Below are 15,711 nucleotides of genomic sequence, written 5' to 3' on the forward strand. Positions count from 1 at the left end.
CATGAGCGGCCTCCGACAGTTCGGCGGCACAGTCGGCCGGATCGCGGAGTTCCATGCGATCGGCTGGCTCGTCGCAGCCAATGCGGTGGGCGTGCTGCTCGCGGCCGAGTTGGTGTGGCCCGCGTGGGGCGATGCGCTCGCGCCGCTGACCTACGGACGTTGGATGCCGTTGCACATGAACTGGCAGCTTTACGGTTGGTGCGCGCTGCCGCTGGTGGGCGTGTTGCTCGCGTGGTGTATCGATGAACGGCATCCGCAGGCGAAAACGCATGTGCGCATCGCACTGGGCGCGTGGTCGCTGGCGCTCGTGCTCGGCGGAGTGGCGTGGCTGGCGGGAGTCACCAGCGGGAAGCTGTTTCTCGACTGGCACGGCTGGGCGCGGGCGTTGTTGTCTATGGCGATGGTGGTGTTGTGGACCGTGTGCGCGGCGCATGCGTGGTGGCGGCGCGGTGAATCGGGCGGACGCGGAGCGGATTGGTTGCGCGCGGGTTTTCTCGGCGGGCTGCTATTTGTGCCGGGACTGCTTTACTGGTCGGCGGGGCGCGAGGTCTATCCGACGGTCAATCCCGACAGCGGTGGCGCGACAGGCGCGAGTCTGCTGGGATCGACGCTCGGGATCGTGATGATTTTCGGACTGCTGCCGGTGATGCTGCGCGTGAACAAAGTGCGGGCCGGGTGGCGCACCGATTGGTTTTGGGTGGCGTTTGCGGTGTCGGTCGGGGTGTTTGCGGTGATCGATCATGGCAATGCATCGCATCATGCGTGGGGGCAGATGCTCGGGCTTGGATTGCTTCTGCTGTGGGTGCCGCTGGCGTGGATGTATTTCCGGTTGTTCGCGTGGGATGTGACGGCGCGTCCGTGGCTGGCGGCGGCGTTTGGTTGGTGGTTGCTCCTGGTCGTCACGGGACTGCTCACGTTTTTACCGGGGTTTTCGGAGCGTTTGAAATTCACCAACGGACTGGTGGCGCATGCGCATCTGGCGATGGCGGGACTGCTGACGAGCGTGAACTTCGCTATTCTGCGACAACTCTCGCCGGCACCGGAGCCGCGCGGGAACTTCGGGTTGTGGCAATGGGCGTGTGCCGTGCACGTGGTGGCGCTGCTGATGCTGGGCTGGTGGGAGCGCGACTATGCGGGTGACCTGTTTCGCAGCGAGGCGTGGACACAGGGATTCTATGGTGTGCGGCTGGCGGCGGGTGCGGGCATGCTGGTGGCCTCGGTGCGGTGGCTGTGGGCGCGAAAGGCACGCACGTCATGAAGCCATTGATTTTGAAAGGGGCGCGTCTGCTGGCGATGGGTGCGGGGGCGATGGATTTCGCAACCGGGCTGGCGCTGGTGTTCGTGCCGGCGCGGGTGCTGCCGTGGATGCACGTGGCGGTGCCGGCGGGTGACGCGTTGGTTTTTCTGAGGTGGATGGGCGCGTTTGTGGGAGCGGTGGGCGCGAGTTACCTGCTGGCGTGGTGGCGCGGCGGAGAGGCGCGGTTGCGAGCGGTATTCGAATTTACGATACTCTTCCGGCTGGCGGCGGGCGGGTTCAGTGCGGCGGCCATCGGGGTGGGCTGGCTACCGGTCGCGTGGGTGAGCGTGCCGGTGACGGATCTCGCGCTGGTGGTGGTGCAGGCGCTGTTATTGAGAAGGAGGGACTGGGGCCATGATTGAGCGCAGGTTTGAGCGTAAGGTATCGGCTGCGGCGGTCGTGGTGATCGCGGCGACGTATGGGTATTTTCTGATTTTTGCGGAGTTCTCGTTTTTGGAATTGCTGCGCATGTCCGTAGGTGGCGACGGCCTGCGTCCGGCGATGGGGGCGTTGTGTGCGGGAGGAATCGTCGGGAGCGTGGTGGCCGCGTGGCGGTTTCGCTTGGAGATGTATGCGCGGTCTTTGCAGCTGGGCGCGGTGGCGTGCGCGGTGGCGGCGGGGCTTGCGTGTGTGCAGGCGTCGGCGTGGACGGCGGTGGCGATCGGGCTTTCGCTGGGCTGGCTTACAGTGACGTTGACGTCGGGATTGAGGGCGGTGCTCGGCGTGGAGCGGCTCGGGCTCGTCGTGGGATTAGGAACGGGGCTGGCATATGCGTTGTGCAATCTGCCGGTGGTGTTTCACGCGACGCCGCGCATCCAGGCGGGAATCGCCATCGCGCTCATGGTGCTGGCGGTTGTCGCGGCGGTGGCGCTGGGGAAGGGCACGGCGGAGTGCTCGGAGGCCCCGGATTTTAAAGCGAGGCCGGCGACGTGCTGGGTGGTGATTTTTATGGCGTTGGTGTGGATGGATTCGGCGGCGTTCTACATCATTCAGCATACTCCGGCGCTGTTGGCGGAAACGTGGAGCGAGACGACGAGCCTGTGGATCAACGCGACTATTCATCTCGCGGTGGCGGTGGTTGCGGGGCGATTGATTGATCGCGGTTGGCTGGGACGCATCGCGATCGGAGCATGGGTGGGGCTGGCGGTGGCGTGCGGATTGTTGACGGCGAGCATGCAGGCGTTTGCCGGCGCGGAGATTTTATACACTGCGGGTGTGTCGCTCTATTCGGTGGCGCTGGTGTATTATCCGGCGAGGAGCGGGCGGCCGTGGCTGGCGACGGCGGTGTTTGCGGTGGCGGGCTGGATCGGATCGGCGCTCGGCATCGGCATGGCGCAGGATCTCAACGCGGTGCCGGTGTGGTTCGTGGTCGCGGCGGGCGTGGTGGTGATCGGGCTGTTGATCGTGAGGCAGCACGGACGCCACGGCTTGCGGCAACCGCTGTTGGTGCTGGCGCTGCTGGGCGTATTGGGAAGCCGCGAGGTTCGCGCGGACGAGGAGGCGCAGCTGATTGCGCGCGGTCGCGAGGTGTTCATCGGTGAAGGCTGCATTCATTGTCATTCGCAGTTTGTGCGGCCGGGCACCGTGGATGTGACGCGCTGGGGACCGGAGAAGCCGCTGGTGGAAATGATCACCGGTGCGCCACCTTTACCCGGCAACCGTCGACAAGGCCCCGACCTCGCGCAAGTGGGCAACCGGCGTTCGCCGGAATGGAACCGTCTGCATTTGATGACGCCGCGCGAGGTGTCGCCGGGATCGCGTATGCCGTCGTATGCGCATCTGTTTCGCGAGGGTGACGGGCGAGGCGATGCGTTGGTGGCTTATCTGGCGTCGCTCGGTGCGGAAACGCTGGAGCGGCGGTCTGCACAGGTGCAGGCGTGGAAACCCGCGACGGATGTCGTGATCAATGAGGCCAAAGGAGCAGGGTTGTTTGCGCGGCTCTGTGCGAATTGCCACGGAGACGAAGGGCGAGGCGACGGCGTGCTGACGGCTCGATTGAGCATGCATCCGCCGGATTGGTCGCTCGGAGCGTGGCGACGGGTGGATGCAACGGATGAGGCGGCGTCAGTGGCGCGAATCATCAAGTTCGGTCTGCCGGGATCGCCGATGGCGGGACATGAATATCTGCGAGACGAAGAAGTGGTTTCGCTCGCGCGGCACGTGCGAAGCCTGCAGCGTGGCGCGAAGGCCCCATGAAAATCCTCATCGTCGAAGACGAACGCAAAGTGGCGCAGTTTGTGGAGCGGGCGCTTGCTGAACAAAGTTACACGCCGCGCGTGGCGGGGAGCTGCGCGGCGGCGCGGGATGCGCTGGCCGAGTCGCCTTACGACGCCGTGGTGCTGGACATCGGACTGCCCGACGGGGACGGTTTGCAATTGTTGAAGGAGTGGCGGGCGAGCGGCTTTAACGAGCCGGTGCTTATCCTCAGCGCCCGCGACGCGGTGACGGACCGTATCCACGGTTTGAATCTGGGCGCCGATGACTATCTGGCGAAGCCGTTCAGCATCGATGAGCTGCTCGCGCGCGTGCGTTCGCTGTTGCGACGCAAGGCGGGCAACAAGACGACGGTGCTGGAGCATCGCGGGATCCGCATGGATTTGCTGGCGCGGGTGGTGACGTATCAAGGCGCGGCGGTGGAACTGACGAGCCGCGAATTCGCGCTGCTGGAACTGTTTTTGCAGAACGCGGGACGGGTGCTCACGCGGACCTTAATTGCGGAGCGCGTGTGGGAGGCGTCGTATGACATGGAGACAAATCTGATCGACGTGTATGTGCGCAAGTTGCGGCAGAAATTCCCGTCGGTGGAAGGCGCGGAGCCTTTGTTCAAGACCGTGCGCGGGACGGGATATCAACTCGCATGATCGGCCCGTATACACGCCGGTTGATGGTGCGGTTTTCCGCGCTGGTGACGGTCACCACGGTGATCGTGTTGCTCGCGGGGGGACTGCTCCTCGAGCGGGAAATGTTACGCAGCATGGAAGGCATGCACGAAGTCGAGGCGGACGAAGTGTTCGAGGTGTTGCGCGATCATCCGGGCTTGAAGGGCGATGATCTGGCGGGGCGCATCGACACCAAGCTCGGCAGTGATGCGGCGCTGTATTTTATCCAGATTCACGATGATCGCGGGGCTATTCTCTACCGCTCGGAAAACCTCGGGGATGCGGTCATGCCGGACCTGAGCCGGATGGAGGAGAACGAGCACGTGCTGGCCGAGTTGCCCGGGGTGGGCGGCGTGCGGTTGTCGGAGTTTCGAGAGGGTGAATGGCATGTGCAGATCGCCAGCCGCCTTAAGCCTGTGCACCGCATTCTGACGAATTATGCGAAGGTGAGTGCGCTGCTCGTGCTGGGCACGGCGGTGGCCAGCCTGGGTCTGGGTTATGCGTTCAGCCGGTTTACGCTGAGGCCGGTGCGGGCGATCGAACTCACGGCGCGGCGCATCAGCGCGGACAACTTGCGCGAACGGATTCCGGTGCTGGCGGTGCGCGATGAACTGGCTGATCTCGCGATGTTGCTCAACCAGATGTTCGACCGTCTGGAAGGCTCTTTTGAACAGGTGAAGCGGTTCACCGCGGATGCTTCGCACGAGTTAAAAACTCCGCTGGCATTGATCCGTCTCAATGCGGAAAGATTACGCACGCGCCTGGCCGGCGATCCGGAGGCGGTCGCGGGGTTGGAGGACCTGCTGGAAGAAATCACGCGGATGAATCGTATCATCGAGAGCCTCTTGTTCATCGCGAAGGCGGAGAGCGGTGCGCTGTTGCTCGATTTGAAAGAGCACGATGTGCGGGCGCTGCTGGCGCCCTTTGTCGAGGATGCGCGGGTGCTGGCGGAGGATCGCGGCGTGCGCTTCGAACTGGCGCGTGACGATGCGGGTTCGCTGCGGCTGGAGCCGGCGTTGCTCCGGCAGTTGCTGCTGAATCTGGTGGCCAACGCACTCAACGTGTCGCCGGCGGGCGGACTGGTCACGCTCGAGTCGGTGCAGACGGAGCACGGCTGGTGGTTCATCGTGACCGACGAAGGCCCGGGTTTGCCGGCCGCCCAGCTGGAAAAGATCTTCGAACGCTTTGTGCGCTTTGAGCCCGCGACGGGTGAAAATCGCGCGCGTGGGCATGGGCTGGGCCTAGCGATTTGCCGCAGCATTGCGGAGCTGCACGACGGAGAGATTCGCGCGGAGAACCGCACGGACGGACGGAGCGGATTGCGGGTCGTGGTGGCGCTGCGCCGCTAAATGCGCAGGCCTTCGCCCGGAGCGCAGGTGCGGAAAACGTCCGGTGAAAGTCCGGCGGCGGCGAGCGCAAGGGCGAGTTCGCGCGGCGGTTCTGCGAAGCCGTCGTCGGTGAGAGGAAACGTGCCCCAATGCATGCCGAGGCTGGTGCGTGCACCGAGATCGCGGTGGATTTGAATGGCCTCGGCGGGGTCGCAGTGTTGCTCCTTCATGAACCAGCGCGGCGCATAGGCACCGACGGGAATCAGCGCGAGGTCGGGAGGGCCGAATTTTTTTTGGATGTCGTTAAACATCGTGTCATCGTAGGCCGTGTCGCCCGCGAAGAATGCGGTGACCGCGGGCGCTGAGATGAAGAAGCCGCCCCAGAGCCGGCCGTTGCGCGGGCCGCGCAGGCGATTGCTCCAATGGCGGGCGGGTGTGAGCGCGATGTTTAGGCCGGATGCGAGCGCGTGCGACTGCCACCAGTCGAGTTCGATGATGCGATCAGGCGCGAAACCGGCGGAGCGGAACAACGGTGCGTTGCCGAGCGGGGTGATCGCGAGAGGCGCATGTTTCCGCCACAGGCGGCGCAACGTGGCGTGGTCGCAATGATCATAGTGATCGTGGCTGAGCAGAACGACGTCGATGGCGGGCAGGTCATCGAACGCGATCCCGGGCGCGCGCACGCGGCGGGGTCCGATGCGATTGGCCGGACCGATGCGGTCGCTGTAAACCGGATCGGTGAGGATATTGCCTAAGCGGGTTTGCAGCAGAAATGTGGACTGACCAATCCACGTGGCGGCAAGGCGGTGGGCGGGATCGAGCGGCGCGGGAGTGATGCGTGCGGGTAGCGGTTGTGCCGGCCAGGGCGCGGGCCGCGAGGAACGTTTCCAGCGCAACACATCGAGCCAGTTGCGATCCTGATGATGATGCGGATTAAAAAAACGCCGGCCGTCGCAGTGATCGGAAACGGGGAAGGACGCGGACATGGATCAGAGTCCCCCTGCGAGCGGTTGCTGGCGAGACAAGACGTAGCCGCGTCACATGCCGCGTGCGGTCAGGCTCGTTCGACCATGAGCTTCTCAATCAACGGAGGCAAATCGCGCAGGCTGCCGAGGGTGAAAAAGTGATTTTTTTCGAGGGGAATGACATCACTGCGCTCATGTTTCCACGTGATGTGGTAGGGCAGGTGGACGGCGTAACCGCCGAGTGCGGTCACGGGGAAAATGTCGGACTTGAGAGAGTTGCCCACCATGAGGAAATTCTCGGGAAGGATGTCGTGACGCTTGAGGATCGACGCGTAGGTGGCCGTGTCTTTTTCGGAGACGATCTCGGCGGCCTTGAAATAATCGGCGACGCCGGACTTGGAAAGTTTGCGCTCCTGGTCGCGCAAATCGCCCTTGGTGATAACTAGGAGACGATGCGCCGGTGCGAGGGCGGCGAGGGTTTCGGCGACGCCGTCGAGCAACTCGACCGGATGAGCGAGCATGGTGCGGCCGAGATCGATCAACTGGCGGATTTCCTCGGCGCTGATCTTGCCGCCGGTGAGTTGGATGGCGGTCTCGATGGCGGAGAGCGTGAAGCCTTTGACGCCGTAACCGTAAAGATCGAGGTTGCGCATCTCGGTTGCAAAGAATGCGTCTTCGACGGCTTCGGTGCCGTGGTAACTGGCGAGCATGTCGCGGTAGCGGGCATGCACATCTTCGAAGATGTTTTCGTTGTGCCAGAGGGTGTCGTCGGCGTCGAAGGCGATCACTAGTTCACGGGAAGGCATATAATGGTCGGTGCCATCAGCAGACGGAGTGCCTGAAATGACGGCAAGCCTCCGCCGCGCGCGGGTTGCTCAAAATAAGGCGAGTTGTCCGTCCGCATCCGGGCGTTGAAAACCCGTGGTATCCAGGTCGAAGCGGTTGCGATTCATCCCCGCGCGCCGGGCGGTGATTTGAAAGAGATCGCGTAATTGATCCGCGAATACGCCTTCACCCTGAAGCCGCGAGCCCCAGGCGGTTTCGTTGAGCCTGCCGCCACGCAAGTCGCGCAAACGGTCGAGGACGCGGGCTTTTTTGGAGGGCGCGTGATCGTCGAGCCACTGGCTGAAAACGTCCTTCACCGTGTAGGGCAGGCGCAGGAGAACGTAGCCGGCGGAACGCGCACCGGCATCCGCCGCGGCGGCAAGAATGGCGGGCAGTTCCGCATCGGTGAGCCCGGGAATGACCGGCGCGACCATGACGCCAACGGGAATGCCGGCTTCGGCCAGTTTGCGGATGGTGCGCAGGCGGTGTTCGGGTCGGGCGGCGCGGGGCTCAAGTTTTCCGGCGAGTCCGGCGTCGAGTGTCGTGATGCTGACGTAAACCGCGGCACACCGGTGGCGGGCGAGGTCTGAGAGCACATCGATGTCGCGGGTGACGAGCGCGTTCTTGGTGATGATCGCGACGGGGTTGCGGAACTCGGCGAGCACTTCAAGGCAGCCGCGCGTGAGCCGGAAATGGCGTTCGGCGGGTTGATAACAATCGGTGACGCCACTCATTGAGATGGTTTGCGGGCGCCATTTTTTCGCGGAGAGGGCGGCGCGCAACAACTCGGGCGCGCGACGCTTGACCATGATCTTCGTTTCGAAGGCGAGTCCGCTGTCCCAGCCGAGGTAATCATGCGTGGGACGCGCATAACAGTAGGCGCAACCGTGCTCGCAGCCGCGATACGGGTTAAGGCCCATGCCCATCGGCAGGTCCGGGCTGTCGATGGGATTCAGAATCGATTCGCTGGCGTCGTCGAAAAACTGCGTGCGCGGGTGAGGCGTTTCGCCGCAGTCGGGACCGAGGTCGGCATCGGGATCGGGCTCGACGTGCAGGCGCTCGAAACGATTTGGGAGCGAAAGAGCCGTGCCGCGCCCGGGAATGGCGGAAGGGTGCGGGGACTCGGGCGCATTCATGCGCAGGGAATGTGGCGGCGCCGGCACGGCCCGCAATGCGCACGGACCGGCGATTTCTCAACCGCCTGATCCGTCGCGGGCTGGAGGTTAAAATTTATACGAAACGCCGGTGCCGGCGCCGAAATCAGGCGAGGCGTCGGTGAAGCCGGCGAGCACGTAAACGAGAGCGCTCCAGCGTGTGGTCAGCGTTTGCTGGGCGAACACCATGGCGTCCACCGAGTCGTCTCCGCCGGACACGATTTTTTCGCGCCAGCTGACGGAAACACCCGCGGTCGTCTTGTCGGTCACGGGCGTGGCCACACCCAAGGAAGCGAACAGACCATCCTCAAGCGGATAGGCGGCGCTGGTGCCGAGGATGCGGTAGCCGACCGTGGCAAACGGCGTGAAGCGACCGTAGGTTTTGCGCACGTCGAATTGCAGATAAAAATCCGTCTTTCCGGTGCCGAGGCCCTTGTCTTCATCGGCGGTGGGGAACTTCACCTGTGCGGTGAAATCGGTCTCGATTTCGGCCGGTGTGAGCGGGCCGAATTTATAGGTGCCGCTCAGGGTGACGTCGCCCAGTCCGCTCTCGGTAGAATCGGGTGGCCGGGTGCCGACACCTGCTCCACCACCGACTACCGTGGCCGGGCCTTTGATGTAGAGGAAAGGCACGCCGGCCTGAAAACGCCAGGAGGCGGTGTCGTAGACGAGGTTTGTCGCAGCGACGTAAACCTCGGTGTCGTCGGCGAGACCGTAGTCACCGCGGCTGTAGTTGAAGCTGGCATCAGCTCGCCAGGGTAACACCGGGGCGTCGGGGATGACTGGCGTGGTATTTTCCTGAGTGGTGTTATCCTGGGCGATGCTCATCGCGGGCAAGGCAAGAGCGAGAAGGGCGAGGCGAAGGGAAGAGGCGGAATTCATGTGAGCGGAAGCTGGATAGGACGCGGGATGAAAGTGTTTCGGAGTGGCGTGCAAAAGCCGGACTCGCGTGGAGTCCGGCTTGGGATGCATGGGCGGATCAGATCAAACGCTTAGTTCGAGCTGTCGTTGTTTTTGTTTTCGCGGGAGGCGCTCAGGTTGATCTCAGCGGTGGCCTTGGCATAGGCCTCGTAGTCATCGGCGAGACGCTCGCGGGCTTTGTCCCAACGGGCTTCGGCGGAGTCGCGGGCCTTCTCAAGGGAAGACTCGAGGCGCTCACGGGCCTTCTCGGCGCGCTTGATGGCGGAGCTGGATTGCTTGCGGGCCTCGTCGTTAACGCGGCTGACGGCGGTGGCGGTGGCCTCCTTGGTCTGGGCGACGCGCTGGCTGACCGAGCTCACGATCTGGTCGCGGGCCTGGAAAGCGGAAGCACGGATATCGCGGGTCACTTGGAGGGTGTTGAGTGATCCGGAGAGCGACTGCGTCGAGCCGGCGGCCAAGTTGCGACCGTTGACGTTGGCTTCGCCGCCGAGGGTGTTGGTGACTTCGCCCGTGGCGGTGACGCCGTTACGGACGGGGCGGCTGGCGTCGAGAGAGCCATTGGCTGAGGTGGCGCTGTTGACGGCGGCACCGGCGTTGTTGACCGCGCCGGCGGTGGCGTTGGAGGCGTTCACGGTTGCCTGCGTGGCGGAGTTGACCGCGTTGCTGGTGGCATTCGTGGCGCTGTTGACGCCGGCTTGGGCGTTGGTGACCGCGGTGTTGGCGGCGTTGGTCGCGGCGTTCACGGTGGCGGTGGCTTCGGCACCGGCGTTAGGATTGGCAAACGATACCGTGGCAAAAAAAGCGGCTGCCGTGGTGGTGAGGAGAACGGTCTTCTTATTCATGGTGGTTATAGGGATTCAGGGTTCGATGAGCGCCGTAATGGCGCCCAACTGGTTGCGGATTCTCTATTCCATTATTCATGCCAGCAGGTTTTTCGGGGGCTGAAGTGCGTCGCATCTTATTTAATATCAAATCGATGGAATTTCGAATTTCCGACGCGGCGAAAAACGAGGGATTTCGCCTATATTGCAGGATGCAAAAGCAAACGGGGCTGAATTCGCAATATGCTCGGCGCAATGCAGGTTTGCGCGGCACATGCGGCGCGGCAGATTGTCACCGCTTCATCTCATGAAATTTTACGCGCGTCTTTTAGTGCTGGTGGTTTGTCTGCCGTTGGTCGCGTTGCGCGCGGAGGATAAACCCGCGCCGTCCAAGGCCACGCAGGAGTTGCGCGTGCTCGTCGAGCGTCAACGCGATCTGCTGGCCAAGGCTGCGGAAAAAACTACGCAGGCCGAGGTCGAGGACATGCGCTCACAGTTTCAAGAACTGGTGTTCAACTTCGACGACTACCTGAAAAAATATCCCAACGAGGCGGCTGGTTACGTGAGTTATGCGCTGCTGCTCAACCAACCCGTGCTGGACGAGCGCAAGCGTGCGGCGGCGTTGCTCCTGAAGGCCAACAAACTGGATTCGAACCTGCCGCTGGTGAAGAACCAGCTCGGCAATTATCTGGCGGAGGAAGGCAAGCCGCTGGATGCGCTCAACTACTATCTCGCCGCCGTGAAACTCGCGCCCGCGGAGCCCCTTTATCACTACCAGATCGGCACGTTGCTGACGGAGGCCCGCGAGGACTTTATCAAGAGCGGAGCGTGGACGCGCGCGACGGTCGACCAAGCCATGCAGGAAGCGTTTGAGCAGGCGTCGGCGTGTGCGCCGGGCAACACGGCTTACGCATATCGTTATGGAGAATCGTTCTATGATCTGGAGCGGCCCGAGTGGTCGGCGGCGCTGGCGTTCTGGCGCGAGTTTGAAGGCAAAGTCGGCACACCGCTTGAAAAGGAAACCGTGCGCCTGCATCAGGCCAACGTGTTGATCCACGAACAAAAATTCGCCGACGCGCGCACGTTGCTCGCGACGGTCAAAGAACCGGCCTTGCAGGCACAGAAGCAAAAGCTGGTTGCGCAGCTCGACGCGGAGCCGGCAAAGTAACCGCTCATGACAAACGGCATCGGACTCGCGGAGCTGCGAGAAGGACTCATTTTCTACATCTTTCTCGTCACGAGTCTGAGCATTCACGAGTGGGCGCATGCGTTTACCGCCGACAAGCTCGGTGACCCGACGCCTTCCTCCCAAGGTCGCGTCACGCTCAACCCGATTGCCCACATGGATTTGATGGGCACGGTGATTTTCCCGCTGCTGTGCATCTTCGTGCTGCCTGGAAATTTTCTGTTTGGGTGGGGCAAGCCGGTCATGATCAACACGTCTTATTTTCGCCATCGCGTGCGGGATGACATTCTCACGACCATGGCCGGACCGGGGTCGAATCTCGTGCTGGCGTTGCTCGCCGCGATCATCGGCGGCTTGTGCTGCCGCTTCATTGATCCGGCACTCGCTCAACTGGTGGGGACGTTTATTTTTCTCAACGTCGTGCTCGCCGTGTTCAACATGATCCCGATCCCTCCGCTCGATGGCAGCCACATATTGCGGCACGCGGTCGGGATGAGTGACGAGACGTATTACAACCTGTCGCGGTGGGGCTTCGTTGTGCTGATTGTTGCAATCAATCTGCCGCCGATTCGCGCGGCGTTGGGCTATGCGATCGACGCCGTTTCGACGCCGTTTGTTTTGCTGTTCAAACTGGTTGCCGGCTGATTGGGTGACGTTTTCTTTACGCCGATTTAACAATCGTGGCCACTTCCCCTAAAAAACCAAAGCCCGCGCGGGCCAAACCAGTCGCGAAACCCGTCGTAAAACCGGTCGCGAAAAAGAAGGAGATCCGTCCGGTCACCTTGGGCGATTGGTTGAAGCATGCGATGGCCCGTTACAAGAAGACCGGCGTCGCGCTCGGGCAGGTGGCGACCAATGCCCACGACGAGGCGCTTTATCTTTTGTTGCGCACGCTGGCCCTGCCGCTCGACAGCGATCCTTCGGTCCTCAAGCGCAAGCTCACGGCGGCCGAGATCATGGCGGTGGAAAACATGCTGCAGCGCCGGTTGGATAAACGCATTCCCGCGGCGTATCTCACGCGCGAGGCGTTTCTCGGTGAGTATCGTTTCTATGTCGACGAGCGGGTGATCATTCCGCGCAGCTACTTTTTGGAGATCATCCCGCAGCAGTTGGATGCGTGGTTGCCGGCGCCGGCCAAGGTGAAGCACGTGGTGGATGTGTGCACCGGCTCGGGCTGTCTCGCGATCCTGCTCGCCCATCATTTTCCCAAGGCGAAAGTGGATGCGGTGGATCTTTCCCCCGATGCGATCGACGTCGCGCGCATCAACATCAAAAACCACAAGCTCACCCGTCGCGTGAAGCTCCATGAGAGCGATGTGTTCGATGCGGTGCCGAAGGTGAAATACGACGTCATCCTCAGCAATCCGCCCTACGAGCCGAGCGCTCATTGCGACAAGCTGCCGGCCGAGTTCCACAACGAACCGCGCATGGCGCTGGATGGCGGCAAGGACGGCCTGGATATCATTCGCAAACTTCTGCGCCAGGCCCGCGACCGTCTGCAGCCGCATGGCGTGTTGCTGATCGAAGTCGGCGGCTTGCAGCGGGCGATGGACAAGGAATTTGCCGCGCTCGACTTGTATTGGATGCACACGGCCGACGGGAGCAATTGCGTGTGCCTCATCCAAGCGGGCCGTTTGCGTGCGTGGAAAGGCTGAGCGACGCGATTCGGCGTGCGTCGGGTGGTTTACTTTAAACCAACCGGTTCGTTTTTTGGCGTAAACCGTTCCAGCGTTTCCGAGAGTTCTCGCGTGCGCACGGGTTTGCCGAGGACGACCGCGGCGCCGGCGTGTAACCAGCGCACATGCGACTCGGGCGTGAGATCGGCGGTGAGCGCCACGATGGGCGTGCGGGCGTTGAGCGCGTCCTTAGGCCACTGGCGCACACGGAAGGCGACCTCCCAGCCGTTGAGGTCCGGCATTTGTCCGTCGAGGACGATGATGTCGTAGGATTCACGCGCCAGTTGATCGAGCGCGGCGAGACCTCCGGTGACCGTGGTGACCTCGCAATTGCATTGGCCGAGCTGGGCCGTGCTGACGCGCAGGCTCAGGGCGTTGTCGTCGGCGAGCAGCACGCGGCGGCGCGGGCCCGCGGGCGCGACGAACGGGGATTGCGAGGGTGTGGAGGCGGAGAGCAGCGCCGAGGCGAGACTGCGGCGACGCAGCGGAGCCGTGGTGGCGGAGGGCTTTGACTCGGGCGCGGCGAGCGCGATCACCGTGCAACCGGCCGCGATCCAGTCCTTGGCGGGCGATTGCTCCAAGGCCGTGGATTCCACGATCAAGGCTCCGCCAGCCGAGGGCAGGGAGTTGGCCGATAACTCAACCGCATCCATGCCGAGGCTGCGCAATCCCTGAATGACGGCGAGGCAACGAATGGTATTTGCAAGATCCACGGCGACGCGACGACCGGTGGCCTGACCGGTCAGTCGGGCGACGCCCGCGCCGACGGCGGAGTCGTCCACGATGGGCAGCTCGAGGACGAACACGGTGCCTTCGCCGGGCCGGCTGCTTACGGTGACGGTGCCGCCCATCGCCTCGGCGAGACGCCGCGTGATGGCGAGGCCCAGTCCGGTCCCCTCGACGCGACGGGCGAGCTCGGGATCGCCGCGATTGAAGGGATTGAACAGGTTGGCCAGATGTTCGGGTGCGATGCCGCGACCGGTATCGGTTATTTCGATACGAAGCGAGGGGCCGTCCCGCAACGCGCGCACGGTGATGCCGCCGCGCTCGGTGAACTTGACGGCATTGCCCACAAGATTGAAGAGCGCCTGACGCAGGCGGTCGGCGTCGCCACGAAGTCCGCCGGGCAGGCCGGGCTCGATCCAGTGGGCGAAGAAAAGGCCCTTGCGATGGGCGGCCGGGCCGAGGAGATCGGCAATCTGGTCGAGCACGTCGTCGAGCTGGAACGGCTCGTGGGCGAGATCGAGACGACCGGCTTCGATACGGCTGAGATCGAGAAGATCGTTGATGAGGCGCAGCAAGGCGTCGCCCGCATCGCTGATGGTGGCGACCTCGGTTTGTTGCGCGGCATCGAGCGGGCCGGAGCGCAACACCTCGGTCATGCCGAGGATGGCGTGAAGCGGAGTGCGCAGATCGTGGCTGACCTGTGCGAGGAAGTTGCTCTTGGCGGTGCTGGCGGCCATCGCCTCCTGGGCGAGCGCGTCGGCGCGGACGAGTGTTTCTTCGAGCTCCTGCTTTGCGTGGAGGAGGGCGATTTCGGCGCGTTTTTGTTCGGTGATGTCGCGCAGCACGATCAGATTGCCACGGGCGCGACCATCGGCCTCGTCGAGCGAGGTGGATTGAATCGTCCACCAGTTGTCTCCGAGTGAAAACGTGTGCGGATCCGTGCGCGTGGTGCTTTCGAGAATGCCGGCGCCGAGTTCGGGGTGCTGTGCGAAACCGCTGAGGAGCGGCTGACCGATGTGGCGGTCGATGCGGCCGAAGCGTTGGATCGCGGCCAGGTTGGCGCGCACCAGACGACCGAGGGGATCGGCCACCAGCACGGGATCGGGGATGTAGAGAAACAGGGTGTTGGCGGCGACGGGCACCAGTTCGAAAAGCCGCATGCGCACGACCGCCCAGGAAAACAAAATTCCGCTCACCGCGAACCCCACCGGCGTGTGATCGAGCTCGGGCAGCGGGCCGAGGCGCATGACGTAGATGACGCTGGTGAACCAGGGCGCGAGCGTGGCGAGGATGATGATCCACGCCTGCTGCCGGAACACGTTGCCCATGCTGATCGTGTGGGCGGCGAGCATGACCGAACTCGCAAACATAAAGCCGTAGCAGTAAGCGACCGTGACCCAGAACATCGGCCCGCGCTCGTAGTTGGCAAAGACGAACTTGCCGCGCTGGACCGCGGTGACCTCGGGCCAGTGCAAGCCATGCCAGGAGTTGGTGAACGCCGACAGGAGAACGAGCAGGCCGATGAGGCAGATGACCACGGAGACGGCCCGGCGCGGACTCGCTCCGCCGTGGGTGTGCGCGTAGGTGAAATGAAAAAGCGAAATCGGGCCCATCACGATTCCGATGTAGGAAATCTGGGTCCAAAAAATCTTCGCCGGCACCGCGACGGCCAGGAATTCCAGCGCGCCGGCAAAGGACCAAAGGATCGCGCCGCCGAGCACGGCGACCAGCCACGCGGCGGCGGTGGACTCACGGCGTAAAGGCCAGACGAAACCGGCGGCGATCAGGCACAGGCCGGCGGCGATCGCCTGCGGAAGGGCCAGTGCCGTGAGTTGATAGGTAAACAAAGTGCTCACGTGCGCGCCAAAAATTACCCAGCCCTTCTGGGGCGACAAGGCGATAGCATTGAGGATAATCTGCAAACAGAGGGGGT

15 protein-coding genes are annotated in these 15,711 nt (G+C 63.2%); 9 read left to right on the plus strand and 6 right to left on the minus strand.

Translation table 11 applies throughout. The features are described from left to right. Position 1 precedes the first annotated feature (1 nt). From FPL22_RS11270 to FPL22_RS11290, 5 genes are read left to right on the plus strand one after another with little or no spacing between them, the layout of a single operon-like run. Positions 2-1,258 (plus strand): hypothetical protein, encoded by a 1,257-nt coding sequence (locus tag FPL22_RS11270; protein ID WP_144230456.1) that lies wholly within the window; start codon positions 2-4, stop codon positions 1,256-1,258. After that, positions 1,255-1,659: a hypothetical protein gene (locus tag FPL22_RS11275; RefSeq protein WP_144230457.1), complete on the plus strand. Its 405-nt coding sequence runs from the start codon at positions 1,255-1,257 to the stop codon at positions 1,657-1,659. Before FPL22_RS11270 ends, FPL22_RS11275 begins: the two co-directional genes overlap by 4 nt. Continuing rightward, positions 1,652-3,493: a cbb3-type cytochrome c oxidase subunit II gene (locus FPL22_RS11280; protein WP_144230458.1), complete on the plus strand. Its 1,842-nt coding sequence runs from the start codon at positions 1,652-1,654 to the stop codon at positions 3,491-3,493. The genes FPL22_RS11275 and FPL22_RS11280 overlap by 8 nt, the downstream gene beginning before the upstream one ends. Then, a complete protein-coding gene (locus FPL22_RS11285) occupies positions 3,490-4,158 on the plus strand; it encodes a response regulator transcription factor (RefSeq protein ID WP_144230459.1) in 669 nt (222 codons plus the stop codon). The genes FPL22_RS11280 and FPL22_RS11285 overlap by 4 nt, the downstream gene beginning before the upstream one ends. Further along, entirely contained in the window at positions 4,155-5,525 is a 1,371-nt protein-coding gene (locus tag FPL22_RS11290; protein ID WP_144230460.1) for an ATP-binding protein, read from the plus strand. The genes FPL22_RS11285 and FPL22_RS11290 overlap by 4 nt, the downstream gene beginning before the upstream one ends. On the opposite strand, the gene FPL22_RS11295 is transcribed toward FPL22_RS11290, so the two are convergent. From FPL22_RS11295 to FPL22_RS11315, 5 genes are all read right to left on the minus strand, one after another. Beyond that, entirely contained in the window at positions 5,522-6,490 is a 969-nt protein-coding gene (locus FPL22_RS11295; RefSeq protein ID WP_144230461.1) for an MBL fold metallo-hydrolase, read from the minus strand. The genes FPL22_RS11290 and FPL22_RS11295 overlap by 4 nt on opposite strands. Before the next feature lie 68 nt (positions 6,491-6,558). Next, positions 6,559-7,275 carry an HAD family hydrolase gene (locus FPL22_RS11300; RefSeq protein ID WP_144230462.1) on the minus strand — a complete coding sequence of 239 codons (717 nt, stop codon included), beginning with the start codon at positions 7,273-7,275 and terminating at the stop codon, positions 6,559-6,561. A 69-nt stretch (positions 7,276-7,344) separates the two neighbouring features. Further along, positions 7,345-8,430, minus strand: coding sequence for a PA0069 family radical SAM protein (locus FPL22_RS11305; RefSeq protein ID WP_144230463.1), 1,086 nt, complete (start codon positions 8,428-8,430; stop codon positions 7,345-7,347). An 87-nt stretch (positions 8,431-8,517) separates the two neighbouring features. Then, entirely contained in the window at positions 8,518-9,330 is an 813-nt protein-coding gene (locus FPL22_RS11310; RefSeq protein ID WP_162525278.1) for a transporter, read from the minus strand. A 110-nt stretch (positions 9,331-9,440) separates the two neighbouring features. Then, a complete protein-coding gene (locus FPL22_RS11315; RefSeq protein ID WP_144230465.1) occupies positions 9,441-10,211 on the minus strand; it encodes an ATP synthase subunit B family protein in 771 nt (256 codons plus the stop codon). Between the two features lie 77 nt (positions 10,212-10,288). Between FPL22_RS11315 and FPL22_RS11320 the strand changes: the two genes are divergently transcribed. The 4 genes from FPL22_RS11320 to prmB are packed head-to-tail and all read left to right on the plus strand — an operon-like array spanning position 10,289 to position 13,031. Further along, the gene (locus FPL22_RS11320; protein ID WP_144230466.1) at positions 10,289-10,501 is read left to right on the plus strand and encodes a hypothetical protein; all 213 of its coding nucleotides are present in this window, start codon (positions 10,289-10,291) and stop codon (positions 10,499-10,501) included. Then, complete coding sequence (locus FPL22_RS11325) at positions 10,498-11,358, plus strand: tetratricopeptide repeat protein (protein WP_144230467.1); 861 nt, start codon at positions 10,498-10,500, stop codon at positions 11,356-11,358. Before FPL22_RS11320 ends, FPL22_RS11325 begins: the two co-directional genes overlap by 4 nt. Positions 11,359-11,364: 6 nt before the next feature. After that, positions 11,365-12,021, plus strand: a complete 657-nt coding sequence (locus FPL22_RS11330) for a site-2 protease family protein (protein WP_144230468.1) — start codon at positions 11,365-11,367, stop codon at positions 12,019-12,021. Between the two features lie 35 nt (positions 12,022-12,056). Further along, positions 12,057-13,031 (plus strand): 50S ribosomal protein L3 N(5)-glutamine methyltransferase, encoded by a 975-nt coding sequence (gene prmB / locus FPL22_RS11335; RefSeq protein ID WP_238991397.1) that lies wholly within the window; start codon positions 12,057-12,059, stop codon positions 13,029-13,031. A 29-nt stretch (positions 13,032-13,060) separates the two neighbouring features. Here prmB and FPL22_RS11340 read toward each other — a convergent pair whose 3' ends face one another. Continuing rightward, positions 13,061-15,634: a histidine kinase N-terminal 7TM domain-containing protein gene (locus tag FPL22_RS11340; protein ID WP_162525279.1), complete on the minus strand. Its 2,574-nt coding sequence runs from the start codon at positions 15,632-15,634 to the stop codon at positions 13,061-13,063. Positions 15,635-15,711: the final 77 nt, after the last annotated feature.

This window comes from Rariglobus hedericola, from assembly GCF_007559335.1.
GTDB lineage: Bacteria > Verrucomicrobiota > Verrucomicrobiia > Opitutales > Opitutaceae > Rariglobus > Rariglobus hedericola.